26 protein-coding genes and 1 tRNA gene are annotated in these 26169 nt (G+C 68.2%); 16 read left to right on the top strand and 11 right to left on the bottom strand.

Annotated elements, in window-relative coordinates; translation table 11 throughout:
• Window positions 1–6 precede the first annotated feature (6 nt).
• Window positions 7–1272: an MFS transporter gene (locus ACH3VR_RS07835; RefSeq protein ID WP_396640190.1), complete on the top strand. Its 1266-nt coding sequence runs from the start codon at window positions 7–9 to the stop codon at window positions 1270–1272.
• 123 nt (window positions 1273–1395) lie between these two features.
• On the opposite strand, the gene ACH3VR_RS07830 is transcribed toward ACH3VR_RS07835, so the two are convergent.
• Entirely contained in the window at window positions 1396–2457 is a 1062-nt protein-coding gene (locus ACH3VR_RS07830) for an aminotransferase class V-fold PLP-dependent enzyme (protein WP_396640189.1), read from the bottom strand.
• Between the two features lie 82 nt (window positions 2458–2539).
• Here ACH3VR_RS07830 and ACH3VR_RS07825 point away from each other — a divergent pair, with 82 nt between their 5' ends.
• The 8 genes from ACH3VR_RS07825 (at window position 2540) to ACH3VR_RS07790 (ending at window position 8054) form a co-directional block, all read left to right on the top strand.
• A complete protein-coding gene (locus tag ACH3VR_RS07825; protein ID WP_396640188.1) occupies window positions 2540–3526 on the top strand; it encodes a LysR family transcriptional regulator in 987 nt (328 codons plus the stop codon).
• Window positions 3527–3536: 10 nt separating this feature from the next.
• Window positions 3537–5051, top strand: a complete 1515-nt coding sequence (gltX, locus tag ACH3VR_RS07820; protein WP_396640187.1) for a glutamate--tRNA ligase — start codon at window positions 3537–3539, stop codon at window positions 5049–5051.
• A gap of 69 nt (window positions 5052–5120) precedes the next feature.
• Window positions 5121–5192: transfer RNA gene (locus tag ACH3VR_RS07815), tRNA-Gln, on the top strand.
• A 196-nt stretch (window positions 5193–5388) separates the two neighbouring features.
• On the top strand, window positions 5389–5589 hold the full coding sequence (locus tag ACH3VR_RS07810) for a helix-turn-helix domain-containing protein (RefSeq protein ID WP_396640186.1): 201 nt from the start codon (window positions 5389–5391) through the stop codon (window positions 5587–5589).
• Window positions 5582–6787: a tyrosine-type recombinase/integrase gene (locus tag ACH3VR_RS07805; RefSeq protein ID WP_396640185.1), complete on the top strand. Its 1206-nt coding sequence runs from the start codon at window positions 5582–5584 to the stop codon at window positions 6785–6787. Before ACH3VR_RS07810 ends, ACH3VR_RS07805 begins: the two co-directional genes overlap by 8 nt.
• 19 nt (window positions 6788–6806) lie before the next feature.
• Window positions 6807–7448, top strand: a complete 642-nt coding sequence (locus ACH3VR_RS07800) for a hypothetical protein (RefSeq protein WP_396640184.1) — start codon at window positions 6807–6809, stop codon at window positions 7446–7448.
• Between the two features lie 85 nt (window positions 7449–7533).
• The gene (locus tag ACH3VR_RS07795) at window positions 7534–7767 is read left to right on the top strand and encodes a type II toxin-antitoxin system ParD family antitoxin (protein WP_396640183.1); all 234 of its coding nucleotides are present in this window, start codon (window positions 7534–7536) and stop codon (window positions 7765–7767) included.
• Window positions 7764–8054: a type II toxin-antitoxin system RelE/ParE family toxin gene (locus tag ACH3VR_RS07790; protein WP_396640182.1), complete on the top strand. Its 291-nt coding sequence runs from the start codon at window positions 7764–7766 to the stop codon at window positions 8052–8054. The genes ACH3VR_RS07795 and ACH3VR_RS07790 overlap by 4 nt, the downstream gene beginning before the upstream one ends.
• A gap of 285 nt (window positions 8055–8339) precedes the next feature.
• On the opposite strand, the gene ACH3VR_RS07785 is transcribed toward ACH3VR_RS07790, so the two are convergent.
• Window positions 8340–9176, bottom strand: coding sequence for a CPBP family intramembrane glutamic endopeptidase (locus ACH3VR_RS07785; RefSeq protein ID WP_396640181.1), 837 nt, complete (start codon window positions 9174–9176; stop codon window positions 8340–8342).
• A gap of 127 nt (window positions 9177–9303) precedes the next feature.
• Between ACH3VR_RS07785 and ACH3VR_RS07780 the strand changes: the two genes are divergently transcribed.
• Complete coding sequence (locus tag ACH3VR_RS07780) at window positions 9304–11496, top strand: LuxR C-terminal-related transcriptional regulator (protein ID WP_396640180.1); 2193 nt, start codon at window positions 9304–9306, stop codon at window positions 11494–11496.
• Window positions 11497–11708: 212 nt separating this feature from the next.
• On the opposite strand, the gene ACH3VR_RS07775 is transcribed toward ACH3VR_RS07780, so the two are convergent.
• From ACH3VR_RS07775 to ACH3VR_RS07755, 5 genes are all read right to left on the bottom strand, one after another.
• On the bottom strand, window positions 11709–13283 hold the full coding sequence (locus tag ACH3VR_RS07775; RefSeq protein WP_396640179.1) for an ABC transporter permease: 1575 nt from the start codon (window positions 13281–13283) through the stop codon (window positions 11709–11711).
• A complete protein-coding gene (locus tag ACH3VR_RS07770) occupies window positions 13280–14185 on the bottom strand; it encodes an ABC transporter ATP-binding protein (RefSeq protein ID WP_396640178.1) in 906 nt (301 codons plus the stop codon). Before ACH3VR_RS07770 ends, ACH3VR_RS07775 begins: the two co-directional genes overlap by 4 nt.
• A gap of 94 nt (window positions 14186–14279) precedes the next feature.
• Window positions 14280–14894, bottom strand: coding sequence for a TetR/AcrR family transcriptional regulator (locus tag ACH3VR_RS07765; protein ID WP_396640177.1), 615 nt, complete (start codon window positions 14892–14894; stop codon window positions 14280–14282).
• 5 nt (window positions 14895–14899) lie between these two features.
• Window positions 14900–16081 (bottom strand): FAD-binding domain, encoded by a 1182-nt coding sequence (locus ACH3VR_RS07760; protein WP_396640176.1) that lies wholly within the window; start codon window positions 16079–16081, stop codon window positions 14900–14902.
• A gap of 88 nt (window positions 16082–16169) precedes the next feature.
• Entirely contained in the window at window positions 16170–16430 is a 261-nt protein-coding gene (locus ACH3VR_RS07755; protein ID WP_396640175.1) for a hypothetical protein, read from the bottom strand.
• A gap of 190 nt (window positions 16431–16620) precedes the next feature.
• On the opposite strand from ACH3VR_RS07755, the gene ACH3VR_RS07750 reads away from it, so the two are divergent.
• From ACH3VR_RS07750 to ACH3VR_RS07730, 5 genes are all read left to right on the top strand, one after another.
• Window positions 16621–17016 (top strand): hypothetical protein, encoded by a 396-nt coding sequence (locus tag ACH3VR_RS07750; RefSeq protein WP_396640464.1) that lies wholly within the window; start codon window positions 16621–16623, stop codon window positions 17014–17016.
• A 75-nt stretch (window positions 17017–17091) separates the two neighbouring features.
• Window positions 17092–18018 carry an ABC transporter ATP-binding protein gene (locus ACH3VR_RS07745; RefSeq protein WP_396640174.1) on the top strand — a complete coding sequence of 309 codons (927 nt, stop codon included), beginning with the start codon at window positions 17092–17094 and terminating at the stop codon, window positions 18016–18018.
• Entirely contained in the window at window positions 18015–18839 is an 825-nt protein-coding gene (locus ACH3VR_RS07740) for an ABC transporter permease subunit (protein WP_396640173.1), read from the top strand. The genes ACH3VR_RS07745 and ACH3VR_RS07740 overlap by 4 nt, the downstream gene beginning before the upstream one ends.
• A 145-nt stretch (window positions 18840–18984) precedes the next feature.
• On the top strand, window positions 18985–19275 hold the full coding sequence (locus ACH3VR_RS07735) for a helix-turn-helix domain-containing protein (RefSeq protein ID WP_396640463.1): 291 nt from the start codon (window positions 18985–18987) through the stop codon (window positions 19273–19275).
• 143 nt (window positions 19276–19418) lie between these two features.
• Complete coding sequence (locus ACH3VR_RS07730; protein ID WP_396640172.1) at window positions 19419–20603, top strand: hypothetical protein; 1185 nt, start codon at window positions 19419–19421, stop codon at window positions 20601–20603.
• A 211-nt stretch (window positions 20604–20814) separates the two neighbouring features.
• On the opposite strand, the gene ACH3VR_RS07725 is transcribed toward ACH3VR_RS07730, so the two are convergent.
• The gene (locus ACH3VR_RS07725; RefSeq protein ID WP_396640171.1) at window positions 20815–21984 is read right to left on the bottom strand and encodes an FAD-binding domain; all 1170 of its coding nucleotides are present in this window, start codon (window positions 21982–21984) and stop codon (window positions 20815–20817) included.
• Between the two features lie 244 nt (window positions 21985–22228).
• Between ACH3VR_RS07725 and ACH3VR_RS07720 the strand changes: the two genes are divergently transcribed.
• Window positions 22229–23332 carry an ABC transporter ATP-binding protein gene (locus tag ACH3VR_RS07720; protein ID WP_396640170.1) on the top strand — a complete coding sequence of 368 codons (1104 nt, stop codon included), beginning with the start codon at window positions 22229–22231 and terminating at the stop codon, window positions 23330–23332.
• An 87-nt stretch (window positions 23333–23419) separates the two neighbouring features.
• On the opposite strand, the gene ACH3VR_RS07715 is transcribed toward ACH3VR_RS07720, so the two are convergent.
• From ACH3VR_RS07715 to ACH3VR_RS07705, 3 genes are all read right to left on the bottom strand, one after another.
• Window positions 23420–23899, bottom strand: a complete 480-nt coding sequence (locus ACH3VR_RS07715; protein WP_396640169.1) for a MarR family winged helix-turn-helix transcriptional regulator — start codon at window positions 23897–23899, stop codon at window positions 23420–23422.
• 476 nt (window positions 23900–24375) lie between these two features.
• On the bottom strand, window positions 24376–24660 hold the full coding sequence (locus ACH3VR_RS07710) for an iron-sulfur cluster assembly accessory protein (protein WP_396640168.1): 285 nt from the start codon (window positions 24658–24660) through the stop codon (window positions 24376–24378).
• Between the two features lie 315 nt (window positions 24661–24975).
• Entirely contained in the window at window positions 24976–25965 is a 990-nt protein-coding gene (locus ACH3VR_RS07705) for a TIGR00341 family protein (protein WP_396640167.1), read from the bottom strand.
• Window positions 25966–26169: the final 204 nt, after the last annotated feature.

Here is a 26169-nt window from a genome sequence, read left to right as displayed (position 1 = left end):
GTCGACATGACTCAGGACGAGAGGATGGATGCCGCGGCCCCGCCCGCTGCGGAGGTCGCTCGCGTCCAGCGCCGCACCGTCTGGGTGCTGTCCATCGGACAGGTGCTCGGCGGCCTCGCGTTCGGCGTGACGATCTCGCTCGGCACCGTCATCGCCGCTTCCGTCTCGGGCGACGAGTCGTTCGCGGGCCTCGCGACCGCCGCGATCACGCTCGGGACCGCCGTCCTCGCGGTGCCCCTCGCCGCGTTCGCGCGCCGGTTCGGTCGCCGCAGGTCGCTCGCCTACGGCATGGCGATCGCGCTTGTCGGCGTCGTGCTGGTGGTCACGGCCGTGCGCATCGACTCGTTCCCGCTGCTCCTGCTCGCCTTCCTCCTGATCGGCGCCGGACAGGCGGCGAACCTGCAGTCGAGATTCGCCGCCGCCGACCTGGCGACGGACGCCTCGCGCGCCCGCGACCTCTCGATCGTCGTCTGGGCCACGACGATCGGCGCCGTCCTCGGCCCGAATCTCACGGGGCCGGGCGAGAAGATCGGCGCGGCGCTCGGCATGCCGACGCTGACCGGTGCATACGTGTTCACCCTCGTCGCCCAGGTGCTCGGCATCCTGCTGTATCTCGTCGCGCTGCGCCCGGATCCGCTGCTCATGGCACAGCGCGTCGTCGCGCATCGCGCCGCCACGCAGACCGTGGGCGCCATCGCGAAGCCCGACCGGCCTGTCGTCGCCCGCTATGCGATCTTCGCCGTGGCCGCGACGCACGGCGTCATGGTGTCGGTCATGGCGATGACCCCCGTCCATCTGCTGCACCACGGCGCGGATCTCACGATCATCGGCATCACGATCAGCCTGCACGTCGCCGGCATGTACGCGCTCTCGCCGGTCTTCGGCATCCTCGCCGACCGTATCGGGCGCGTGCAGACGATCCTGGTCGGCCAGGGCTTCCTCGTCGCGGCTCTGCTCACAGCGTCGTTCGGGCAGGACTCCACGACGTCGGTCACGATCGCGCTCATGCTCCTCGGGCTGGGCTGGAGCGCGTCGACCGTCGCAGGATCGGCGCTGCTGACCGAGGCCTCGTCGGAAGACAAGCGCACGCGGCGTCAGGGCATCAGCGACTTCACGATGAGCATCGTGGGCGCCGCGGGGGCGATCCTCGCCGGCGTCACGCTCGGCGCGATCGGCTACGGCGGACTCGCCCTCGTGGTGGGCGTCGCCGTGGTCGCCGTCGCCGCGCTGTCGCCGATCGTCCTGCGCACCGGCGTGGCGCGGCGGGGTTGATCGGCTTGACTCTGGGCGGGTTTGGGGCGTGCGCGGTGCGTCGACACGCCGCTCGCCCGGCGTGTCGCAGGCGAACGACGCCCCGAGCGCGGCGCTGAGTTCGGCCGGTGGCGCTCCCCGCCGTCAGCGCCCGAGTGCAGCGCAGGCCAGGTCGACGTCGTCCTCGTCGTTGAAGACGTGGAAGGCGACGCGCGCCCGGCCGGCCCGCCCCGAGGCTGTGATGCCTGCGGCCGTCAACCGCGCCACATCGCAGCCGTCGGGATCGGCCCACGTCACGATCGCACTCGCACGCTCGGGCTGGTCGAGGCCGAGACGGTAGCGGAAGGCCGCCGCGAGGCCCGTCGCATGTGCGTACAGCGCTTCGCGTTCGAGCCCGGCGAACAGGGCGAGGGCGGGCTCGGCGCCGACGAAGGCCTGCCACGCGGGCGAGACGTCGAGGCGGCGGGCGTCGCCGGCGAGCACGACGTCGGTGCCGTAGCACGAGGACCACGGGTCGTCGCCCGCATACCAGCCGGCGAACAGCGAGGGGATGTCTCGCGCGAACTCGCGCGTCACCGCGAGGAACGCGACACCCCGCGGTGCGCACAGCCACTTGTAGGCGTGGCACACGAGCGCGTCGAACATCGTCGCGTCGACCGGCAGCCACCCGACCGCCTGCGTCGCGTCGCAGAAGGTGCGTGCGCCGTGACGGCGTGCGGCGTCGACGATCGCGTCGACATCGGCGACGTCCCCCGTCGCCGACTGCACGAGCGAGAACGCGACGAGCGCCGTGTCGCGCCGGATCTCGGCGGCGAGATCCTCGAGGGGAACGGTGCGCACGTGGATGCCGCGACCCGCGTGCACGAACGGCAGCACGACCGACGAGAAGTCGCCCTCGGGGGCGAGCACCTCCGCACCGTCGGGAAGCGCCGCCGCGACGAGGGCGGCGAACGGCGAGACCTGCGACCCGATCGCGACGCGGTCCGTGGCGACACCCACGAGCCGCGCGAAATGGCCGCGGGAGCGCTCGACAAGGGCCGAGTACGACGCCGGATCGGGGCGTCCCGCGGCCGACGCCGCGACGTCGGCGATGACGGCGTCGCGGACGGCACGCGGCGGGAGTCCGACCGTGCACGCCGCAAGATAGCCGCGGCCGCCGAGGAACTGCGACTGAGCGGTGACGAGCGGAGCGATCGTGACGGGCATGTCTTCGAGTGTGCGGGAGAGGCATCCATTGGTCTACGGCAGGTTCTTCATGGGAATCATGCCGTGCAGTTATGCTTCGTGCATGACCGATGTGTTCCTCGATGACGGCGACCTGGATGCGCAGGCGCTCCGTCTCGTCAAGGCGATCGGCGACGAGGGATCGATCACGGCGGCCGCGGCATCCCTCGGGTACAGCCAGCCGGCCGTCAGCCAGCAGTTGAAGCGGCTCGAGCAGCGCCTCGGTGTGCCGCTCGTCGAGCGCGTCGGGCGGTCGGTGCGCCTGACCGAGGCCGGACGCGTGCTCGCCCGGCACGCACCCGCCGTCACCACCGCGCTGGACGCGGCAGTGGGGGAGCTGGCCGAGCTGCGCGGCCTGCGCGCGGGCAGAGTGCGGCTCGTCGGCTTCCCGTCGGCCTCGCCCACGATCGTGCCGCGACTGCTCGCATTGCTCGGGGAGAGGCATCCCGGAGTGTCCGTCACCTACCTCGAAGCCGAGCCGCCCGAAGCCGTCGAGGCCGTGCGCGAGGACCGCGCCGACATCGCCCTGACCTTCAGCTATCCCGGCGACCGCGACGATCCGCACCGGTCGAGCGCGAGCGGTCTGCAAGTGCGCTCAGTGGGGTCCGACGACCTCCTCGCGGTGCTGCCGATCGGGCATGCGGCGGCCACGGGCGAGCACGTCGACGTCGCCGTCCTCGCGGAGGAGGACTGGATCGCGGGATGCCCCCGCTGCCGTGGCCACCTCCTCGAGCTGTGCGGACGCGCGGGCTTCGAGCCGCGGATCGCGTTCGAGACCGACAACTTCGTCGCCGTCGAGGGGCTCGTCGCGCAGGGCATCGGCGTGGCGACGCTTCCCAGGCTCGCGGTGGAGTCGTTCCCGCAGCTCCCGGGCATCGTGACGCTCGCGCTTCCGCCGGGAGAGCGGCGCACGCTGCACGTCGTGACGGCGCACGGCGCCGAGCGCGTGCCGTCGGTGCGGACGGTGCTCGCCGCCCTCGCGCACGTCGTCGACCCGGCTTCGGTCGCGCGGGCTGCGGTCGCCCAGGGGGGCGCGGCATCCCGCAACTAGACTGGGCAGGATGTCTTCCGCACCCGATCCCCGCACCACGACCGCGACCGGCGCCGACGTCCGCGTCCGGTTCTGCCCCTCGCCCACGGGTCTTCCGCACGTCGGACTCGTGCGCACGGCCCTCTTCAACTGGGCCTATGCCCGTCACAACGGCGGTAAGCTCGTCTTCCGCATCGAAGACACCGATGCCGCGCGCGACAGTGAGGAGAGCTACCAGCAGCTGCTCGACGCGCTGCGGTGGCTCGAGATCGACTGGGACGAAGGAGTCGAGGTCGGCGGCCCGCACGCTCCCTACCGCCAGTCGCAGCGTCACGGCGTCTATCGCGAGGTGCTCGAGAAGCTCGTCGCCGCCGGTGCCGTGTACGAGAGCTATTCGACGGCGGAGGAGATCGACGCCCGCAATGAGGCGAACGGCCGCGCCAAGCAGCTCGGCTACGACAACCACGATCGCGACCTCACCGACGAGGAGAAGGCGGCCTTCCGCGCCGAGGGTCGCGAACCCGCCTGGCGCCTGCGTGTGCCCGACGAGGACCTCACCTACGTCGACCTCATCCGGGGCGAGGTGACCTTCCCCGCAGGCTCGTTCCCCGACTTCGTGATCGTGCGTGCAGGCGGCGTGCCGCTCTACACGTTCGTGAACCCCGTTGACGACGCGCTCATGGGCATCACGCACGTCATCCGCGGCGAAGACCTCATGCCGTCCACGGCGCGCCAGCTGTCGCTCTACCGTGCGCTCATCGCGGCCGGGGTGACCGACTTCGTGCCCCGGTTCGGGCACATGCCGCTCGTGCTGGGGGAGGAGGGCAACAAGAAGCTCTCCAAGCGCGACCCCAAGGCCGACCTCTTCCTGCAGCGCGACAAGGGCTTCATCCACGAGGGCCTGCTCAACTACCTGTCGCTGCTCGGCTGGTCGCTCGCTCCCGATCGCGACGTCTTCTCGCTCGAAGAGCTCATCGCCGCGTTCGACATCGCCGACGTCAACCCGAACCCCGCGCGCTTCGACCAGAAGAAGGCCGAGTCGATCAACGGCGACCACATCAGGATGCTGGATGCCGCCGACTTCGCCGCGCGCATCATGCCGTACCTGGCCGCTGCAACCGTCGTCGGCGAGACCCCCACGCCGGAGCAGCTCGCCCTCATCGAAGCGGCCGCGCCGCTCGTGCAGGAGCGCGTGCAACTCCTGGGCGACGTGCCCGGCCTGCTCGGCTTCCTCTTCACCGACGGGGTCTCCTACGACGACGACGCGCTGAAGTCGCTGCCCGCCAACGCGAACGAGGTCATCCTCGCGGCCGTGTCGGCGCTCGAGCTGGTGCCCGAGTCGGAGTTCACGACGGCCGCCGTCCAGGACGCGCTGTCCGCCGCCCTCATCGACGGTCTCGGGCTCAAGCCGCGCGTCGCCTACGGGCCGCTGCGCGTCGCGCTGAGCGGCCGCCGCGTCTCGCCGCCGCTCTTCGAATCGATCGAGCTGCTCGGCAAGGAGAAGACCCTCGCACGCCTCGGCGCGTTCGTGACGCGCCCGGCGTGACGGCTCAGTTTGGCCGAGGCCGCGCCGTCGTCTAAGCTTGATCTTCGGCACGACCTCGGTCGAAAGCCTTGGGGTATGGTGTAATTGGCAACACGGCTGATTCTGGTTCAGTTGTTCTTGGTTCGAGTCCAGGTACCCCAGCACTGTTTTCCGCAGGATTCCGCATCAGAATCCACCCTCGTTTAGAGGCTTCTCGACCTGTCTGATCAGGTCCGGGACCAGAAACGGGACCAAATACCCTTCTGCACGTCTGTGCGCCGGGTCGGTGTCCCGATCTTCCCGCTCTGGCGGCATCCCGTACGGGGGTCCACGGACGACGCCCGCGCACCTGATGTGCATGGACATCGTCACTTCCGGAGTCGCATCGCCGGACTTCAAGACGCAGGCGGAGATCGCCGAGATCATCAAGGTGCCCGAGCGCACGCTCGAGGACTGGCGCCTCAACCATGTCGGCCCGCCGTACATGAAGCTCGGCCGGCACGTCCGCTACGACCTTCTCGAGGTCGTGGCCTGGGCGAGGGATCAGCGCCATGCCTAGACCTCGGATTCAGGCCGGCGAAATCGGCGCCGTGCAGATCACGCAGCTCGCCGGCGACCGCTTCCGCGCTCGCGCCCGCATGCGCGACGACGCCGGTGAACTCCGCCAGCTGAAGGTCACGGCCGGCACGGAAGAAGCGGCCCTCGCTGACCTGCACCGCCTCGCCGCGCAGCTCACCTCGGGCGGTGCGGGGGCGCTCACCGGATCTAGCACGATCGCCGAGGCCGCCGACGCGTGGCTCGTGCACGCCACCGGGCGCGCCGACGCGGGAAGCCTCGCCCACTCCACGCTCGAGTCGTACGAGTCGGCCGTGCGGCTCATCCTCAAGCCCGTGTGCGGCGCCGTCCCCCTCGACCAGTTGACCGTCGGCCGGTGTGACCGGATCATCCAGGCGATCATGCGCGAGGGCTCGCTCTCGAAGGTGCGGAAGGCCCGCGCGGTGCTCGGACTGATCTGCGGCTACGCCGTGCGGGATGACGCGATCCCACGCAACCCCGTCCGCGACGTGCAGCGACTGCCGATGCCGGAGAAGAAGACCTCGGCGCTGACCTCCGAGCAGGTGACGGCGATTCGCGAGCTCATGCACGAGTGGCGGGCCGCGGGTGGCTCCGGACCGAGACCGAACTACCGCGCGCTCATCGACGGCATGGACATCATGCTCGGCACCTCAGCGCGGGTCGGGGAGTGCATCGGGCTGCGGCGCAAAGACGTCGACATGACGACGTCACCGCCGACCGTCCTCGTCGACGGGACCATCGTGAGCACCAAGAAGCAGGGGTTGCATCGCAAGGATGCGCCCAAGCGGGCCCGGCAACGGCGGCGCATCGCTCTGCCGGCAGTGGCGGCGGCTGCAGTCCGCAACCGCCTGGTGCTGGCGGGGTCGGGGGAGGATGCGTATCTCTTCCCGACGAAGACCGGCAGGCCCATGAGCGTGAGCAACTACGAGCGGCTGCTGCGCACCTTCGTCGACGACAACGTTGCGGCGCTCACCGCCCTGGGGGTTGACGTGGACGAGTTCACGACACACCTGTATCGGCGCACGACGGCGACCTTTGTCGAGCGCGCCGCGGGCATCACGCTGGCCTCCCGGCTGCTCGGGCACGCGAACGAGCAGATCACGCGTGCGAGCTATGTCGTCTCAGCAGTCGAAGTCGACCCGATGCCAATCGACATCCTCGACGACGTCCTCGGATCCTGACAGGCAAGGAAGGCACGACATGCGAACAGGACGACCGCCCCTCGAACTGGGCACACACGGCAAGATCACCACCCGGGCCGTCGGCAACGGGCGCACGTGCGCCATCGCGCGGCTGCGGCTGTGGGATGGGGAACTCCACCGAGTCACCGCCACCGCAGACGCCGCGCCCGCCGCCCGCGCACTCCTGGAACTCCGAATCGCAGAGCGACTGCGGCTGTCCGAGCTCGACGCGTGGCGATATCTCACGCCGCGCGACCCCTTCGACGAACTCGTGTACGTGTGGCTCGAAGACCATACCTGGTGCTCGGAGGTGAGCGCCGCTACGCGCGCCGCGTGTGAGCGCATCGTTCGAACGCAGCTTGCTCCGGCCTTCGGCGATCTGGCGATCGGCGAGGTCTCCGTAGAACGGATCGAGCAGCACGTGGATACTCAGCGAGCGTCGTCGGAAGCAGCCGCCGTTTCCTCGCGTGACGTCATCGAGCTGCTGCTCGATTTCGCGGTCGGTGAGGGTGTGCTTATCGCGAACCCGATGGAAGCGGTGTCGGGGGCTCGAGCGCCTTCGGGGCTGGGTGATCTGGATGCCTATCGGCGTTTGGTGCGCGGACGCATAGACCTTCGCCGCGAGGAGCAGCTGCGCGACGGGGGACGAGCCGATGGGTGACGATGGTCGTCGCGAGGAACTGCCGTCCTTCGGGACCGACAAGGGAAACAGTCTCATTTGTACCAATTCTTGGTACCCTGACGCCATGGCGACGAACACGTCCATCAGTCTTGATGATCACTTCACGGACTTCCTGGCCCGCGAGGTGGCGACCGGCCGCTACCGCTCCGCGAGCGAGGTCGTCCGCGCAGGTCTTCGACTGCTCGAAGACCAAGAGTCGCAGATGAGCGCGCTGCGAGCGGCCCTGGTGGCCGGCGAGGAGAGCGGCGAGCCCGAAGCGTTCGACTTCGACGCGTTCATCGCCTCGAAGCGCGCGTGAGCACGTACCGGCTCACTCCGGCAGCGCAGGGCGATCTCTCATCGATCTGGGACTACACGCGGGAACGGTGGGACGAGAACCAGGCAGAGACGTACATCCTCGAGATCCGGAACGCGATCGAACGGATCGCGGAGCTGCCCCACCGTGGGCAGGCAGTCGACGAGATCCGCTCCGGGTACCGGCGTTACGCCATCGGCCGTCACTTGATCTACTTCATCGCCCGTCGCGATGGCATTGACGTCATCCGGGTTCTGCATCAACGGATGGACCCCACGCGGCACCTCTGAGGGATGCGAGCTCGCAGGTCTGGTCCAGGAGCGAGGGCCGTCCCGTCTGAGCCGGCCGCTCGCTCTGCGCGCATCCGCCAACCCCATGCAGGGGGTCAGGGGCTCGAGTCCCCTCGGGTCCACATCCGGGGCGGAGAGCTGGTCACGCCGCGAGCCTCTGTCGGTGGCACGCAGTCGTTCGCCGAAAGCGCTCATGGGGTGCAGTGCCGCAGGGCCGCCGGATCCCCTCGGGCGAACCACGGGCCACCCCCACCCAGTGGGGTGGGCGTGGCCCGTGCGTATGTGTCAGGCCGCCTGGATCGACGGCTCGGGCAGCTCCGAGGTCTTCGGGTTCACCCGGCCGCGGATGAAGATCATCAGGATCAGACCGACGACGATCACGACGATGTTGCCGGGCCCGGCGAGCTGCGCGGCGACGCCGTCGGCGGGGAACCCCGTCATCAGGTAGATCGACGGGTCCGTCGACGCGTGCAGCAGGATCGGCCAGATGAGGTTGCCCGTCACCCGCAGCGTCAGGTACATGCAGATACCGAACGCGAAGGTGTAGACGACCTGGAGGGCGGCCTGAGCCACCGGCGCGCCGCCGAACACGTTCCCCATGTGCATCGCGGCGAACAGTGCCGCTGACACCACCGCGACGACGAACTCGCCGTAGCCCGCTTTGCGCATGAGGTTGACGACGTAGCCGCGCGTCAGCGTCTCTTCGGCGAAGCCAATGAACAGGCCCGAGATCAACCACGCGATGACGAAGCTCGGGCCCGCTTTGCTGTAGTCGATCGCGAGGAAATGCAGCACGTTGAACAGCAGCACGACACCGACGGCGATCCACATCCACCAGCTTCCGCGGATGGGCTGCTTGCCGAACAGTTCGCGCAGCCACCCCAGCGATAGGGCGAACAGCACGAGGAGCACCGCGCCAAACGCGATGGGAATCGTCTGGTAGACCCAGATCTGTGCTGCCGGGTCCTTGATCCCCTGGACGAACGGGCCGAGCGTCCACAGCGGCACGAGCTCATACAGCGCGTAGTACACGGCGACGACCAGCAGCGCGCGCCACCAGCCGCCCCTGTTCCAGAATCTGCGCCAGCCGTTCTCGGTGGCGGGCGTCGACGTGTCGGTCACAGTGTCTCCTCCAAGTCAGGGCGCCTGTACTCAGGCGCTTCACAGGTTACGAGCAGGCATCACGCTGCCCGCCGAACCACACGGGTCGTTCACCTAGGTGATTTCCCGTCCGCCACAATGGATCGCGATGTATCCAGCGACCAAGTTCCGCGCCCCAACCGTGAGCCCGCGCTCGATCACGCGCGACGGTCTGGTCGCCGACGCGGACGACCTTCCGGCCATCGTCCTGGTGCGCGCACCCGCGGGCTACGGCAAGACGACGGCGGTCAGCCAATGGCTGCAAGAGCTCGAGCTGGCCGCCGATCCGCCGCGTCGCGCGTGGGTGAGCCTCGATGAGGACGACGACGATCAGACGGGATTCTGGGATGCCGTCGCCGCGGCGCTCACCGGCGCCGAGCTGGAGGGCGCTGCGACCTCGGCGACGACCGATCTCGGCACTGTGAGGTCGAAAACCGTGATCCCGCTGATCGACGCGCTCGCGGCATCCGAACGTCGCTGGGTCATCGTGCTCGACGACCTGCACCGCATCCATCACGACGACACCCTCGCGAGTCTGGACTGGTTCGTCGCAAGGATGCCCGAGAACGTCACGATCGTGCTGATCACCCGCACGCCGCCGGCGCTGCCGTCGCTCGACGGGTTGCGTGCCCGTGCGGCGCTGCGGGAACTGTCGGGCGAACGGCTGCGGCTCGACGACCGCGAGACCGCCGCCGTGCTCAGAGACTCGTATGGGCTCGAACTGGGCCCCGATGACGTCGACCGCGTCATCGAGACGACAAGCGGCTGGCCCGCGGCAGTCGCGCTCGTGGGCTCCGCCGTGGAGCGAGGAATCGCGCCCAGCCAGGCGATGGCGGTGCGGGTGGACTCCACCGGCATCGGCGCGCTCGTGCGCCAGGGTCTGGCCGGCAGCGCGCCGGACGACTACAGCCTGCTCCTGTGTCTGTCGGTGTTCGAGCGGTTCACAGCCGACATCGTCTCCGAGGTCGTGCAAGACGAGCGCGCCTGGCCCGCCGCCATGGACGTGGCGGCGCGCAGCGGCCTGGTCGCCACCCTGGACGACGACGAACACTGGTGGCGCATGCACCACCTCGTGCGCGAGCACCTGCATGCCGAGCTCGGACGGACGGACCCGATGGTGCGGCGCGAGCTGCACGAACGCGCAGCCGTCGCCTTCGAGCGCGAGAACGACATCGCCGCCACGATGCACCACCTGTTGGGTGCGGCCGACTACGACGCGATCGCCGACATCCTTTCTAACGTCCGGGCGAACTCTATGGTTCCGCGCCAGGCGCTCGGGCTCAGCTGGCTGGAGCGGATTCCCGAGTCGGCGCTTGACCACGACCCGCGGCTGGCCTTCTGGGAGGCATGGGCGAGCGCGACGGGAGGCGACCCGACGCGCCGTGACCGCGCGCTCGCGCGCGGACGGCTCGCGGCCGCCGCGCGGAAGGTCGAGGCGTTCGACTCGTGGGACGACGTCGAGGACTTCGTACACGCCTCCGCCTGCTACAGCGATGTCGGCGATGCGCGGCGTGCAGCCGAGCGCTTCCTGACCCGCTACGGCCCGGAGGCCCCGCTGACCCCCCTCGTCGAGAACCGGCTCGGCACGATGCTGTACCTCGAAGGGCGCTGCGACGAGGCACTCGCGGTGTTCGACCGCCTCGACGCGGGCGGCCCGGTCGCCCGGCCGCTGCGGCTGCTCATCCCCGCCTACCGCGCCCTCTGCCTTCTCGAACGCGGAGACGTGGATGCCGCCTCCCGCGAGGTCGATCGCGGCGCCGAGGCCCGCGTCGCGTTCCGGCTCGGGCTTGATCACGTCTACCTGCCGGCCGAGCAGGCGCTGGCACGACTGCAGACCGAGACGGGTGGGCCCGCACTCGGACGCGCAACGGCGGCGAACGCGCTCGAGCGGGCACGAGAACACGGCGACACCGTCCTCGTCGTGCCTCATCTGCTTTTGGAGCTCGCTCGCGCCGACCACGCGCTGGCGCGACCGGGCGACGCGGCGGTCGCCCTCAACCAGGCCGAGGAGCTCTGCCGGGACGCCCCGGATCCCGGCGCCCTGCCCGCACGGATCGCGACGCTACGCCATCGGTTCGCGTTCGATGACCCGTCCGGTGACGCGCGGGAGCGGCTGAGCCGTCGCGAGCTCGATGTACTCACCCTGCTGCCCGGCCCGATGAGCGCGACCGCGATCGCGTCGGAACTGTTCATCTCGGTCAACACGGCGCGCACCCACATAAAGTCGATCTACAGAAAGCTCGGCGTCACCACGCGTGCGGACGCGATCGCGGCCGCGCGCCGCGCCGCTCTGATCAGTTGAGCCGGTCCGGACGTCTGCGTGGACGGCGGCGCCCGACCGGCACCCGGACCTGCTCGAGCGTCGCCGCCAGCATGCCGGTATCGGCCCCGTTGTGGTCTGGTCGTCCAATGGTGTCCGGAGTGGGATCGGTTAGACCCGACCGCCAGGTGGACACATCTCGTGATTCCCCAGCGACGTCGCGTCCCCGCTTTCGGAGTCCGCCTCCGCCGACGCTACCGTGGTGTGTCGCGCCGCCGGAACCCGATGATCCCCGCTGCGCACAGCACGACGGCGATCACTGTGAGCACCCACTCCGACTGGGCGGACACCTCATCCACCGGCACGGTGCCGACCGCGTAGAGCGGAGACATGTTCAGGGCCCAGTCCGGAAGTTTGAGCGTCTCACCGAGGAAGGCCACGAAGGCGACATACCCGACGACAGCCCAGATGAGCGCCGACAGCCGGGGGAGGAGCCCGAAAAGGACCCACGCGATCCCCGCGACGAGCAGGACCGCCGGGATGTAGGCAAGGGTAGCGGCGGGGATGCCGTCGACGGTGTCTCCTGCCGTCAGCTCCAGCGCGGCGCCACCGATGATCAGGGTCAGCGTCGCCGTGACGGCTGAGGTGAGGAACTGCGCCGAGCTCCATCCGGGGCGTGAGACCGCCCGTGCCAGCACGGACTCCAGACGGCCTTCGGACTCCTCGGCCCGGGTGCGCGACAGACCCTGGCCGAGAACCCCGAGCGACATCAGCGCAATCAGCAGCAGCGATAGGCCGATGTAGGAGGCGTTGGCATCGGCGGGATCGGGGAACGAGGCCGCCAGCTGCGGATTGGATGCGATCGCATCCGCGATGTCCCCGGTGAAGGCGCCGAAGACCAAGCCGATGACCGCGGCGCCGGCGATCCAGCCGGCGGCAGTCGGCGCTTGCATCCGCACGGCGACTCCGGGAGTCGTGCGCAGGGTGCCTCCGCCACGCGCTGGACCGGGGCGGGAGGCGAACAGGGCCGCACCGAGGTCGCGGCGGTCGACCAGGATCAGCCCCGCGGCGACGAGCAGGATGGCGACGCCGAGCGAGAGCAGCAGCGGCCAGAGCCGCAGGTCGTCGGTGAACGGGCGGGTCTCCTGCTGCCATGCCAGGGGAGAGAGCCATTTCCACCCGCTGCCGCGTACGTCGCCCACTGCGCGTGTGATGTACGCGGCGCCGAGAACGCCGATGCCGATGGCGGTGATTCCGGCGCCACGACGGAACAACTGGCCGGCGAAGACCGCGATGCCCGCGAAGACGAGCCCCAGCGCCGCCATCGAGGCGCCGTAGGTCACCGCTCCCGGGAGATCCTCGCCGAAGGCGAGGAGGGTCGCGGTCATGCTCGCTCCCACCAGGGCCAACGCGATGGTCGTGGTGAGCAGCGCCGCGGACCACGGGGCGCGGATGCCGACGCCCCGGGATCTCAGGAGCTCCAGCATCCCCCGCTCCTCCTGCGTGCGGGTCTGGCGTACGACCAGCAGGAGACCCATGAGCGGGATCGCGATCGCTGCGATGAATCCGAACTCGTTGGAGACGACGCCGCCCAGGGTGTCGGCGCCGTAGGGGGTGCCGTTGATGGCGGCCATGGCGGGATCGGCGGCTACCGTGTCGTTGTACCCTGCGAGCTGCGCGGGCGTGCCGTAGAGGCCGTTGACCGCGGCAACGGTCGCGGCGTAGCCACCCGCGAGGGCGAAGATCCAGACCGTGGGCGCGAGCCAGCCGGTCCGCAGTTGTGCCCGCAGCACGGTCCAGAATCCACCGCGGGAGGCGGGGGCGTTCATTTCGCCGTCTCGTATGCGTCGAGGAAGAGCTCGTCGAGGCTTGGAGGCCGGACCGTCAGCGCTGTGGTGCCGGCGGCGAGGATCGCGGGAAGGACTCTGTCGAGCGCTGCGGGATCTACCGCGAACGACAGCTCCGTGCCGCCGTCCGGTGCCGGTGTCGATTGCGCGTTCGATACCGCGGGGTCGTCGGGGGTCGCGATGGGAGCACGGGTGACGGCGTGCACGGTCGTGCGGGACAGTCCGCGCAGTCTGGCGACGCTGCCGGACTCGACGACGCGCCCGCGGCGGATGATCGTGACGTTCTCGCAGAGTGCGTCGACTTCGCTCAAGATATGGCTCGACAGCAGCACCGACACGCCCTCCTGCGCCCGCTCGCGGACGCACTGGCGGAAGACCTCCTCCATGAGCGGGTCGAGCCCTGAGGTCGGCTCATCGAGGACGAGGAGATCGGCGGTCGTCGCGAACGCCGCGACGAGAGCGACCTTCTGGCGGTTGCCCTTGGACAGGTCGCGGACGCGCTTGGAGGGGTCCATGTCGAACCGCTCGATCAACTCGCGGCGCCGGTTCTCGTCCAGCGGTGCCCCGGACGTCCCGAGGAGGTCGATGCATTGGCCGCCCGTGAGCTGGGGCCACAGCGCGACATCGCCGGGCACGTACGCCAGTCGCCGATGAAGGGCAACCGCGTGATGCCACGGATCCTGCCCGAAGAGTCTCGCGGTACCGCCCGAACGGCGCACCAGGCCGAGCAGGATGCGAATGGTCGTGGACTTGCCGGCGCCGTTGGGCCCGAGGAAGCCGAGCACCTCGCCGTCGCGCAGGGTCAGGTCGAGACCGTCGAGCGCCGTGAAACGACCGAACCTCTTGATCAACCCCGCGATCTCGATGACCGGCTGATCCGCCATGATGTCTCTCCAATTGTCTGTGATTGCCAGATGGGCGACCCTCCCCGGTTAGGGAGCGTCGACGTGCCGGCGAGGGCCGGACACGGTGAGATCTCTAAAGCGACATCGCGCGGCGCATCATGTCGATGAGTGCGTGGATGTCGGTGGCGAGCTCGGGCTCGGTTGAGGGGCGGGTGATGAGCCAGGTGTCCATGGCCTGTCCCATGCCGAGCGCGACGGCGATGAGGAACTCTGCCGGAAGGTCGGTGCGTATCGCCCCGATCCGCTGCCCGTTGGTGATCGTCTGCGTGAGCCAGGGCAGGGTGGCTTGCTCGGCGTTGTGCTGCGCTTCGCGCAGGGCTGGGGATGCGGCTCCGGTCAGCCAATCTCGCAGCAGCGTCGCGGTCTGCGGTGTTGCGATGAGGAGTCGCATCAGCCGGAGATAGTGTCCCTCGATGATGTTCCAGAACTCGTCGGCGTCGGTTGCCTCGGGAACGAGGAGCGGCCCATCCTGAAAGAGTCGCTCGACCTGTCTGCGGATGACATCAGCGTAAAGGTCTTCCTTGCTGTCGAAGTAGTAATACATCGAGCCCTTGGACAGACCCGCCCGGGCGATGATCCGGTTCAGTGACGCCTCGGCGAATCCGTGAGCGGAGAACTCGTCGAGCGCCGTGTTGAGGATGGCCTCCTGTCGTTCGCTGGGCAGCGTGCGGAATCGCGGGCGCGCCACCGGCGTCAACCGACCGGGACCGGAGGCAGGTGAATGGGGTCGACCAGGCTCCGCCCCATGGCCATGTTCGCGATCGGGGGGATCGCCATGAGGCCGACGATGGTGTTTCGCAGCAGCAGTTGCAGGTGGTTGCGGGGGGCGAAGGCGGCCCCCAGCCTGGTCGCGGCGTCCTGCTTGCCCCGCACGAGCTGTGCAAGTCGCCGCTCGTAACCTGCGAAGGCTGCCTGGTGGTCGCCGTGCGCTTCGTGCAGCTCATGGGCCAGGATGTAGGCCTCGATCATCGCCAGCGCGGACCCTTGACCGGCCAGCAGCGAGGGTGCTGCCGCAGCATCGCCGATCAGCGCGATGCGGCCACGCGACCATGACGGCATCCGGATCTGGCTCGCCCGGTCCAGGTAGAAGGTCCGTGCCTGCGGCATCTGCTCCAGGATCGTCGGGACCTCCCAACCGACGCCGCGCATGCGCCGGCGCAGGAGGTCCTGCTGGGCGGCCACGTCGTCCTGCGGCACGTCGCCGTCGTACCGGAACATGAAGCAGAACATCGTCGCATCATCGTGCAGCGCGAGGCGCAGCACCTGATCGCCCACCTCGGTGTGCATGACCGCGACCAGCTCGTCACGGGGGCGATATCCCGCCACGTCGAAGGCGGCGACGGTGATGCCGAGATACCGTTCGAAAGCCGCATCCGGACCGAACACCAGCTTCCGCACCCGCGAGTGCAGCCCGTCCGCGCCCACGACGAGGTCGAACTCGCGCGGTGCTGCGTGCTGGAACTCGACGTGCACTCGGTCGCCGTCGTCGTTCAGCGCCGTTACAGTGTCGCGGAAGAGCGTCTCCATGTTGCCGTCCGCGGCATCGTAGACGGCCCGGGACAGGTCGGAGCGCCCGATCGTGACGAACCTCCCGCCGCTGATGCCGATCACGTGACGCGGATCGAAGTGGGCGATCCGCCGGCCGGAGCTGGAGACCTCCCGCGCCTCGCGGACGACGTAGCCCTCGTCCATCAACCGCGGCACGATCTCCATCCGATCGGCGACATCGAATCCCGCACCCCAGAAGTCCACGACGTAGCCGCCCTCCCGCAACCGTGGAGCGTGCTCGACGAGCGTGACCTCGTGCCCGAACCTCTGCAACCAATACGCGAGCGTGGGACCCGCAATTCCCGCGCCAATAATCAAGACACGCATGGACAACCTCCCAGACCGTCAGTTCGACCAGTGGTCGAATCTTCTCACTTCGAAGCTGTCGCCACAATGGCGGGTCCGGACCCTCCTCTCACGCTGCGGACGGGTCGTTGCCTCCGCCGAGGAGATCCCGGTACTGCCGGTCTTGGAGCTTCTCGATGTCGTGGCCGCGGCGGAGGAGTTTGGTGGTGTAAGTGGTGGCGCACGCGACGGACCGGGAGACGACGGTCGCGATCGCATTGCTGAGCATGATGGGCAGGACGAGCGCCATGTCGCCAGTCACGAGCTTGTACCACCGCGGTGCGCTGCCGAGGAAGTTCCGAGCGAAGGCGATCGGGTACGCGCGGATCAATGGTGCCTCTCCTTGCCGAGCGGGCGATACATTCGCCCATTGCCGACCAGACTTCCGGGCACACCGTTTGGATTCCGCTTTTGGACGGTACCAGCATCCGGCTCGAGGGGGTGGGGACGGATAGACCCCGACGGAACGCCTGTATAGCATCCTGAACGTGAGTTCAGCGCTGACGGACGGCGACCTGACGATGGCGGGGATCGGGGTGTTCCGAGCACGTCTTGATCACCTCGCCTGTCTCGTGGCAGAGCCCGGTCCCTCGGGGGAACAGGTGTTCGACGCGTTCTTGGAGGACGCTCGGCGGATGCTGCGCGACGCCCCCGCGGACGGCTCGGTCAGGTCGATGGCCGACCCTGATATCACCGCGCTTCTTCTTACGGCCTCCGGGTTGGCGCCGCTGATCCTGCGGGCGCACCTCGCGCGCCCTGGGTGTCGACCCGCTGTCACCCGAGGGTGCCCGACGTATCGCGATCCCGGGACTCGAACTATTCACACGGGGCCTGTACAGCGACGATGCGCTCCTGACTGCCGCGACCGCGGCGCTGTCCGACCCGACCGGCCCCCGCAGCGACAAGGGAGACGGTGACCCGAATCAGGATCCGGACCCGCCGGCGCGCTGACCGCCGACATCCATCATTCTGATTCGAAAGGAACCCCCGCCATGAGCATGGCGATTCACACACGCGCGCTTCGCAAGCGCTATGGCTCACACACCGCGCTGCACGGACTGGACCTGGCGGTCCAGCCCGGGTCGGTGTTCGGCCTCATCGGCCCCAACGGGGCCGGCAAGACCACAACACTGCGACTGCTCCTGGACATCATCCGCCCCACCTCCGGCGAGGTGACCGTCCTCGGGCAGACCCCACGCGAGGGCGGCGCCGCCCTGCGCCGCCGCATCGGCTACGTCCCCGGCGAACTCCGGCTTGAGGGCCGGGTCAAAGGTGGAGCGCTGCTGCGTCATCTGGCGGAGGTCAGCGGCCCGGTCCAGCCCGGGACGATCGAGCATCTCGCCGAGCGCCTGAGCCTGGACTTGACCCGGCCCGTCCGGACGCTCTCCAAAGGGAACAAGCAGAAGCTCGGGCTCGTGCAGGCGTTCATGCACCGGCCCGCTCTGTTGATCCTCGATGAGCCCACCAGCGGGCTGGATCCGCTGGTCCAGCGTGAGGTCCTCATGATGTTGCGCGAAGCGCGCGAGGCTGGCCAGACCGTTCTGCTGAGTTCGCACGTGCTGAGCGAGGTCGAGCAGGCCGCGAATGACGTCGCAGTGCTCGCCGCTGGGCGCATCGTCGCTGAAGGGCCCGTCTCGTCGCTCCGGATCGCGAGCGTGCGGCGCATTCGTGCCACCCTCACCGCGACCACCCCGGAGGCCATCGGCGCCGCACTGGATGCCGCCCCAGGCGCCGAGGACGTCGATATCGCGTCGGCATCCCCTGACGGACTCGTCCGCGTGTCCGCGACCGCCCGTGGCGAGATCGACCCGGTGATCCGCGCACTGACCACGGGATCAATACGCGATCTGACGGTTGAGGAACCCGACCTCGAAGAGTCGGTCCTCGAGCTGTACGCCCGGAACGAGGTCGCCCAATGACCGCCGTCGTTCTCGCGCCGGCGCGACACGCTCCTATTCCGGTGCTACGCCGCTGGCTCGCCGACGGCTGGCGGGGCCTGGCGGGCTGGTCGGTGGGCATCGCCTCAGTGGTGCTTGTCTATCTGCCGCTGTACCCGTCGATGAAGTCGCCGGAGCTGATCGGCCTGATGGACTCGCTGCCACCGGAACTCGTCCGCACCCTGGGCTACGAGAACATCACCACCGGCTCCGGATACGCCCAGGCAACCTTCTTCGGTCTCATCGGACTCGTGCTGATCACGATGGCTGGGATTTCGTGCGGCGCGGAGTTCACCGGCGGTGCCGAGGAGTCCGGCCGGCTCGAGCTCACCCTCGCGCACGGTGTGGGACGGTTGCAGTATGCGCTGGAAAGCTCCGCCGCCCTCCTTCTGAAGCTGCTCGTGCTGGGCGCCGTCGCCTTCCTGGTGATCTCCGCGATCGACCGCCCCTCCGAACTGGAACTCGAGGTGGTCAACCTCACAGCGGTGACGATGGCATGGGTGGGTCTCGGTCTGCTCGCTGCGACAGCAGCTTTCGCCGCCGGGGCGCTCACCGGCAGGCGGTCCTGGGCCGTGGGGGTCGGCGCCGCCGTCGCGGTCAGCGGGTACGGACTGCAGGCCGTCGCGAACAACAGCGAAGACCTGGACTGGCTGCGCGCAGCATCCCCCTTCGAGTGGGCATACGGACAGGCCCCGCTCGCGAACGGATTCGACTGGTCCGGCCTTGGACTTGTCTGGGCAGCATCCGTCCTCTTCATCGTCATCGGCAGCGCCGCCCTGTCACGACGCGACATCGTCGGCTGACGGCTTCGGAGGGCGGGTTGCCCCCCCCCCGATGCCCTCGGCGCGCGGAGCCCGGCCCAGAACCGCTTGCCCGAGCAATTGTTGGTAACCAACAATCATCGGGGACAAGTGAAGCGGTCTCCAAAGCGCGCGCACTCTCGCGCGGCTGCTCGACGTCGGTGGGGCGCTTTTCGAGCGACAGGGCTACGACGACACGACCGTTCGGGAGATCGCGGCGGCGGCCGGGGTGACGGAGATGACGTTCTTCCGCCACTTCTCCACGAAGGAGTCGCTGCTTCTCGATGACCCGTACGACCCGATGCTCGTCGAGGCGATCGGTGGGCAGCCGATCGGGCTTCTGCCGTTCACGCGTGGGCTCCGCGGCGTCCCTTCGACATCGTCGACCGAGCAACCGGACGACGGCGGCCACGTCATGCTGGGCGTGAGGGCGATGTGAGGAGACCCGAATGCTTCCCAGCCGCCGCGAGTCTACCCTCCACCCTCGCCGGAGTGCGTCCGATCAACGTGAATCCGCGCACACGCGGGAGTATGATCCCACGCGAATGTCTGCACCGGTCCCTGGGGGGAAGGAAGACTCGGATGGCCTATTTGCCGCGGGCGAGACGCAGGTGGTTCGGTTTCGGCAGCATTGGGGGTGTCTTGGTCGCCCTTGGCGTCCTGCTCGTCGGTTCAGCCTCAGCCTCCGCTGCTCCCGACAATCAGTTCTGCGTTTCGGTCATGCAGGCCTCCGTCGCTTGGCCCTTCGTGAACCTCGACTACCCGGGGCAGCCCTTCTTCCAGGACGGGAACGCCGACGGGTTTGCCGATCAGCTCGTGCAGGGTCACGACAAGCTCCCGGCGCTTGCTGACACGCTCGATGAGCTCGCTACACAGGCAACGACCGACGATCTGCGCGCGAACCTTCATGCGGTTGCGGCCGCGATCCGCCAGTTCGGTAGCGAGGCGGCGCCGACGACCGCCGAGGCGTCGCAGACTGCAGTCGACGCCGTTGCGGCGCCGGCCGCGGCCATCCAGGACGCGCTCGAGGCCCAGGGATGCCGCGCGGCTCCGGCGGGTACGCAGGGGCAGGACCAGTCCGACATGGGCGGCGGTTGGGACCCCGTCATCGTGGGCCTCGCCATAGGCGCGTTCGTCATTGCTATCGCACCCATGGTCTACGTCGTTGTGTACTGGTTGCGCCGACGCGGCCCCGTTTCGGTGGCACCCTCAGGGGATCGCCTCGCCGGGCGGCTTTCTGGGTGGGCCGTTAGCACGTTCACCGGCCGCGTCAAGAGCGTGCATATCTACACCCGCACCACCGGCACGGTCAGTGGTGGGCACACCTCCGTCGACGGCAGCACCTCGCCGGTCACCGCGAGCATAAGCACGTCTGTCCATCAGACTGTGTTGCTGTCTGCTGCGGATGGCCGGGAGGTAAGCTTCGAGACGTTGGGCGGCGACCTGTTCGCCGACCAGGTCGTCACTCTGTGCGCCGCGGAACGACACGGCGCAAGGGTGAACTTCGCGGTCCTGAACCACTCCACACATACTCAGCACGCCTTCGCCGAAGAGATCAAGCTCATCCAACTCGGCAGACGCAAGGGCTGCCTGTTCATCCTCATCCAGTTCGTCGGCGTGCTCGGACTCCTGCTGTTCACCGTCGGGCTCGCGCTCATCCTGGTTCCCATTGCGTGGCTGCTGAATCGGAAGCTGGGCCAGCTCGGCGACACTGGGCCCCTCTGGCGAAACTCGGCCGCCGAGGCCCAGGATCTGCTGCGGGTCTGAGCGGAAGCGGGGAACCCTCGGTTCCCGGCGTCACCGTTCTGCGATCGGCGGATGCAAGTGGGAGCGATCGGTCATCGCGGATCGGCGGACGCTTCTGTGAACCTCTCATTGAGAAGGTCCCTCCGGGCACTCAGTCGATTGCCGTGACGGGAGAAGGGGCCGGTTCGCGACGGAGTCGCATGCAGAGCCGCTTCCGAATCCGCGAGTTGCCTCAGTCTGGGAATCCGGGGAGTGTGATGGCGTCATGGAAGCTCCGACCCATGATGAGGTCGGCTACCTTGGGCAGGCTCATGACCTTCATCGCCAGGTTTCGGGTGAACAGCTCAGTCTTGTTCTTGGGGGCGAAGGCGAGCCCGAGTCCTTTCGCGGCGTCCTGTTTTGAGCGGAGGAGGGTGGGGAGCTGTCGGTGATATTCCGCGTAGGCGAGCGAGTGGGTGGGTTGGCGTGCGAGTTCGGTGGCGAGGATGTAGGCCTCGATCATGGCGAGTGCCGAACCTTGGCCGGCGAGGAATGAGGGGCAGGCGGCCGCATCGCCGAGCAGGGCGACCCGCCCGGCGGTCCAGGAGGGCATGCGGATCTGGCTGACCGAGTCGAAGTAGAGGTCCTTCGCCCGGATCATCGCGTCGAGCATGTCGGGCACCTCCCATCCGCCGTCGCGCAGCTTTTCCTGCAGGAGCCGTTGTTGAGCGTCTCGCTCGGCAGGGAGGTCGCCGTCGTGGCGTGCGGAGAAGAGGATCAGCGTCGTGTCGCTTCGGAGGCTGAGCCGAACGGCTTGGAACCCGACGTCCGCGTACATCATCGCGACCAGCTCGTCGCGGTTCGGGTAGTGATCGGCCTCGAACGCGGCGACGATCAAACCAAGGCGTGTCTCGTAGGCGCTGTCCGGGCCGAAGACGAGACGGCGGATCCGGGAGTGCAGTCCGTCGGCGCCGAAGACGAGGTCGAAGTCCCGCTGGATGCCGCTGTCGAACGTGACGTGCACGACGCTGCCGTCATCGTCAAGGTGCTGCACGGAATCGCTCAGGACGAGTTCTACGGTCGGTGTGATCGACTCGTAGATGGCGGCCGCCAGGTCCGAACGGGCAATGCTCACGTAGCGGTCGTTGGACTCGACGATCACGTCAGGGCTGAATCCGCCGATGCGGCGACCGTTGCGGTTGATGGCCCGCGCTTCGGTCATCACATAGCCCCTCTGCCGAAGCTCCGGAACGATCCCCATCTTGTCGGCGACATCGAACCCCGCGCCCCAGAAGTCGATCAGATAGCCGCCGGAGCGCAGCCCGCCTGCTTGTTCGACGACGGTCACATCATGCCCCGCTCTGCTCAGCCAGTAGGCCAGGGTGGGGCCGGCGATGCCCGCTCCGACGATCAGATCCCGCATCGGATCCACCTCCTCGATGTGTGTCGGCTACTCAGCGATTGGCCCAGACGCTCGTACCTCTCCTGCGGAATGCCGGGTGCGGTGCCGTCGGCCGCGCTCGCGTCCGCGTGGGCTCCGTCGCCCGGGCCTTGATCGACCGGTCCGGTTGTGATGTGCTGTTATACAAATATTGCACTGTTGCATGTGTTTGTCTTGATCGCTGTGCGGATCGTCCGGCACGTACCTGCCGGTGAAGGAGAACAAAATGGCGTCCGTCACGTTCGACAACGCAACCCGCCTGTACCCCGGGGGCACGCGCCCCGCTGTGGACAAGCTCAACCTCGAGGTCGGAGATGGCGAGTTCCTCGTCCTCGTCGGTCCGTCCGGCTGTGGCAAGTCCACGTCGCTGCGCATGCTGGCCGGCCTCGAAGAGGTCAACTCCGGCCGCATTCTCATCGGCGAGCGCGACGTCACCGACGTCCCGCCGAAGGACCGCGACATCGCGATGGTCTTCCAGAACTACGCGCTGTACCCGCACATGACCGTCGCCGAGAACATGGGCTTCGCCTTGAAGATCGCCGGTGTCGGCAAGGACGAGCGCGCCGCCCGCGTCCTGGAGGCCGCCAAGCTCCTCGACCTCGAGCAGTACCTCACGCGCAAGCCGAAGGCCCTCTCGGGTGGTCAGCGTCAGCGTGTCGCGATGGGCCGCGCGATCGTGCGTCAGCCGCAGGTGTTCCTCATGGACGAGCCGCTGTCGAACCTCGACGCGAAGCTCCGCGTGCAGACCCGCACCCAGATCGCCTCGCTGCAGCGCCGCCTCGGCGTCACGACGGTCTACGTCACCCACGACCAGACCGAGGCTCTGACGATGGGCGACCGGATCGCGGTGCTCAAGGACGGCCTGCTCCAGCAGGTCGGCTCGCCCCGCGACCTGTACGAGAAGCCGAACAACGTGTTCGTCGCCGGCTTCATCGGCTCGCCGGCCATGAACCTGTTCCCCGTGCACCTCGCCGAGGGCGGCGTGCAGTTCGGCGACAGCACCGTGGGTGTCGAGGCCGACACGCTCAACAAGGCGCACGGCACCGAGGTCACCATCGGCGTCCGCCCCGAGGACATCGTGGTCGCTCCGGCCGACGGCAAGGGCCTCTCGGTCGTCGTCGACCTCGTCGAGGAGCTCGGCGCCGACGGCTACCTCTACGGCCACGCCGACGTCAACGGCAAGCGCACCGACCTCGTCGCACGCGTCGACGGCCGTCGCCACCCGAACGCTGGCGAGACGGTCGTTCTCGCGCCGGTCCCCGGCCACGTGCACGTCTTCGACGTCGAGTCGGGCGAACGCCTGCACCAGAACGCGAATGCGTCTATCTGATCCACGGAAGCGGTGGGCGGGCTCGGAGACTACGTTATCCGCGCTGACCGGCCCAGCCGGGCCCCCACCCCGGCCAATACTCGAGGCTCAGAGACCGAGTGTCAGCAAATCCGTCGCATCCGGCTCACCGGCGGCGGCCGCAAAGAGCGCCATGCCTTCGTGGACGCGGTTCTGCTCGTCGGGTGTGAGCCGGGCGAGGATCTCACTGATCTCGGCCGCGCGACGCGCGCTGACTCCGTCGACGAGCGCCCGCGCTGCGGAGGTGGGTTCGAGGAGTGTCTCGCGCCTGCTGTCCTGGTTGACTTGACGCTCGACCCATCCTCGGGCAACCAATCGGTCGACGGTTCGGCTGAACGTGGAGGGGTGCGAGCCCATCATGGCGGCGATGGAGCCCATGCGCAGGGGTCCAGATGCCGCCAAGATGACGAGGACTCGAAACTGCGGCATCGTCACTTCCTGCAGGGCGTCCGAGAGACTGCGCGCGATGACGCCCAGCAGGGCGCGCGAAGCGACGAGCGTTGTTGGCACAGCAGGGCAGGGGCCCGTCTGAGGTGGTGCGATACGCATGCCGGCTCCTTTACGTCGTTACCGACCATCCGTCTGTCGAACTCTACGACGCCGTCACGGCCGATGGGCGGGATCGTGGGCATGGGCGCGCCGATCAGCTGCACCGTGAGACTCGTGAGCAATGACGGAGCCTGCGACCGCGGCAGCGACTCCGGAAGAGGAGCTCACGAACCGTCGCGACTGGTTGGGCGCTCCCATCGGGGCAGTCGGCGTTGGCGTTACTCCGCGGATTCGCTCGCGCGTGACGGGCGAGGTGACCGTACGGCGATCCGGGTGTGCGCGATGATCTGCCCATCGCGAAGGTGTCGGAGATGCTTCAGGTGCTGATTCTGTGGACGCAGCCGAAGCCACCCGACGAGGACACAGCCGCATCGGACCTCGGTTCCGGCGGGCAAGCGGGCAACGCAGGGGCGATCAGGATGTGGCGACGCCCTCCTGCGATGGTTCCCGGTTATGGAAGCAGCGGGGGAGGCAGCTCACTCGTCCTTCTCGCGCACGAACAGATTCACCGCGCCGGACGCGATCTCGGCGTCGATCTCCTTCGACGCCAGATACGGGGCAACTCCGCGATCCAAGAATACCCGCGCACCGTTCTTCTCCACGATCGCATCTCCCGGAGATGGCTTCATCGCCAGTTCGACAAGCATGCCGCTGGATCTGGAGGCATCCGGACGGATACGGATCCCGGCCCGGCGCCTCTTCGATCCCTTCACGTAGTCGGCGATCACGGTGGCGGCGTTGTCGGTCAGAGTGAGCATCATCGCTTCCCCTCGAGGATGAACAGGTCAACTTATAGTTGCACTACAGCAACTGTTGCACAATGCGAAGTCAATTCCTGCGAGTTCTCGGATACCTGTACGCAGCATCGTCCGCCGCTGTCGCGGTGATCCTGTTCATCACGGTGATGCCCGAGACCGCGTGTGAATACCTCGATAGTCCCGACGGCCGGGGAATCTGCCGAAGTGGTGACATCACCGGTACGAGGCGTGTCCAAGCCACATCGCCCCGTCTGAGCGTGTAGCAGACGGGGCTGTTCTCCCACCCTCAGGACGTTCCCGGCATCGGGGTAGGACCAGTCATCGAATTACGACCTCCACACCCTGCCCCACTTCTACGATCAAACCCACGAACGACGGCAGAACGGGATCAAGGGCGTCTCGTAAGCCGTCGACGGATGGAACGTCACCATCAGAAGTCGTGGCGATCACGGTCGCCGTCGTGCCGGTCCACTCCAATCCGTAAACCCGTGCGCCATCGTCGTTCGCCAGCCACTCGGCGGTGGCATCCTGGATTGCCACCGACCACCGCGCCAAGGCAACGGACACCACCGAGTTCGCCATCAGCGGCAAGGCGATGACGACCGTGAGCACAGTCACGATGGCATAGGCGCGGCGGCGGTTCGCGACACGCGAGGACCCAGGATCCCGCGCGTACCCCGCCAACGTGAAGACAATGCTGCCCGCGATCACGAGCGCGAGCACGTTCGAGAAGAACAACCACAGCGCTCCGAAAGCATCCCCCCAAAGCCCTTGCCCCGCGCAGACGCCCACGACGCCCAGGGGCGGCACAAGGGAAATCGCGATGGCGACACCCGGCAGAATCGCGCTGAGATCGCGGCGGCACATCGCGAACCCGCCTGCGAAGCCCGTGGCCAGCGCCGCAATCAGATCCAAGAAGCTCGGAGAAGTGCGGCCCACTACCTGCGAATTGCTCTGCAGACTTTCGGGCGTGGCGACGAATAGCGAGAACGCGAGCCCCAGCACGATCACGATCGCCATTCCGAGCAACACCCACAGGATCGAGCGCACCACGAGACTCAAATGCCCCGTCACGATGCCCAGCCCGATCGCCAGGATCGGCGTGCCCAGCGGCGCGATGATCATCGCGCCGATGACGGTCGCAGTAGAGTCAGCGAGCACACCAGCGATCGCGATGATGCCAGCCAGGGTGAGCATGATGAGAAAGCCGCTGCGCTTGCCCCCGCGATCACCGGAACCGAGGTCGATCGCCGCCGCGACCTCATCCGCCGTCTGCCGCTGCGACGGCGGAACCAGGGTGTGCAGCATCCCCGAAAGCCTCACCATGCGCACATCATCGTGCACAACCCGGCGGAGACGAACGTCCCACCGACCGTGTCGTGGCCGCGAGCCACCCGAACGTCACCAACTGACCCACCGTGGGACTGCCTGAGCAACGGTAGAAGGGTCAGGCCGATTCGGAAGGAGACGACGGGCCTGACACGACGGCGTTACACGCTGGCAAGCGCGTCG

It is taken from the genome of Microbacterium alkaliflavum, from assembly GCF_044325405.1.
Taxonomy (GTDB): Bacteria; Actinomycetota; Actinomycetes; order Actinomycetales; family Microbacteriaceae; genus Microbacterium; species Microbacterium alkaliflavum.
The sequence above is the reverse complement of the archived record's forward strand: the minus strand, read 5'-3'. Positions and strand labels throughout refer to the sequence as shown.

Bases quoted from the DNA above. Each gene is read 5' to 3' on its own strand.
- ACH3VR_RS07830 (WP_396640189.1), bottom strand. From the start codon at position 2,457: ATGCCCGTCACGATCGCTCCGCTCGTCACCGCTCAGTCGCAGTTCCTC.
- ACH3VR_RS07780 (WP_396640180.1), top strand. From the start codon at position 9,304: ATGTATCCAGCGACCAAGTTCCGCGCCCCAACCGTGAGCCCGCGCTCG.
- ACH3VR_RS07740 (WP_396640173.1), top strand. From the start codon at position 18,015: ATGACCGCCGTCGTTCTCGCGCCGGCGCGACACGCTCCTATTCCGGTG.
- ACH3VR_RS07730 (WP_396640172.1), top strand. From the start codon at position 19,419: ATGGCCTATTTGCCGCGGGCGAGACGCAGGTGGTTCGGTTTCGGCAGC.
- ACH3VR_RS07705 (WP_396640167.1), bottom strand. From the start codon at position 25,965: ATGCTGCACACCCTGGTTCCGCCGTCGCAGCGGCAGACGGCGGATGAG.
- ACH3VR_RS07835 (WP_396640190.1), top strand. From the start codon at position 7: ATGACTCAGGACGAGAGGATGGATGCCGCGGCCCCGCCCGCTGCGGAG.
- gltX (WP_396640187.1), top strand. From the start codon at position 3,537: ATGTCTTCCGCACCCGATCCCCGCACCACGACCGCGACCGGCGCCGAC.
- ACH3VR_RS07720 (WP_396640170.1), top strand. From the start codon at position 22,229: ATGGCGTCCGTCACGTTCGACAACGCAACCCGCCTGTACCCCGGGGGC.
- ACH3VR_RS07770 (WP_396640178.1), bottom strand. From the start codon at position 14,185: ATGGCGGATCAGCCGGTCATCGAGATCGCGGGGTTGATCAAGAGGTTC.
- ACH3VR_RS07760 (WP_396640176.1), bottom strand. From the start codon at position 16,081: ATGCGTGTCTTGATTATTGGCGCGGGAATTGCGGGTCCCACGCTCGCG.
- ACH3VR_RS07775 (WP_396640179.1), bottom strand. From the start codon at position 13,283: ATGAACGCCCCCGCCTCCCGCGGTGGATTCTGGACCGTGCTGCGGGCA.
- ACH3VR_RS07710 (WP_396640168.1), bottom strand. From the start codon at position 24,660: ATGATGCTCACTCTGACCGACAACGCCGCCACCGTGATCGCCGACTAC.
- ACH3VR_RS07810 (WP_396640186.1), top strand. From the start codon at position 5,389: ATGGACATCGTCACTTCCGGAGTCGCATCGCCGGACTTCAAGACGCAG.
- ACH3VR_RS07725 (WP_396640171.1), bottom strand. From the start codon at position 21,984: ATGCGGGATCTGATCGTCGGAGCGGGCATCGCCGGCCCCACCCTGGCC.
- ACH3VR_RS07825 (WP_396640188.1), top strand. From the start codon at position 2,540: ATGACCGATGTGTTCCTCGATGACGGCGACCTGGATGCGCAGGCGCTC.
- ACH3VR_RS07715 (WP_396640169.1), bottom strand. From the start codon at position 23,899: ATGCGTATCGCACCACCTCAGACGGGCCCCTGCCCTGCTGTGCCAACA.
- ACH3VR_RS07805 (WP_396640185.1), top strand. From the start codon at position 5,582: ATGCCTAGACCTCGGATTCAGGCCGGCGAAATCGGCGCCGTGCAGATC.
- ACH3VR_RS07800 (WP_396640184.1), top strand. From the start codon at position 6,807: ATGCGAACAGGACGACCGCCCCTCGAACTGGGCACACACGGCAAGATC.
- ACH3VR_RS07745 (WP_396640174.1), top strand. From the start codon at position 17,092: ATGAGCATGGCGATTCACACACGCGCGCTTCGCAAGCGCTATGGCTCA.
- ACH3VR_RS07750 (WP_396640464.1), top strand. From the start codon at position 16,621: ATGGCGGGGATCGGGGTGTTCCGAGCACGTCTTGATCACCTCGCCTGT.
- ACH3VR_RS07795 (WP_396640183.1), top strand. From the start codon at position 7,534: ATGGCGACGAACACGTCCATCAGTCTTGATGATCACTTCACGGACTTC.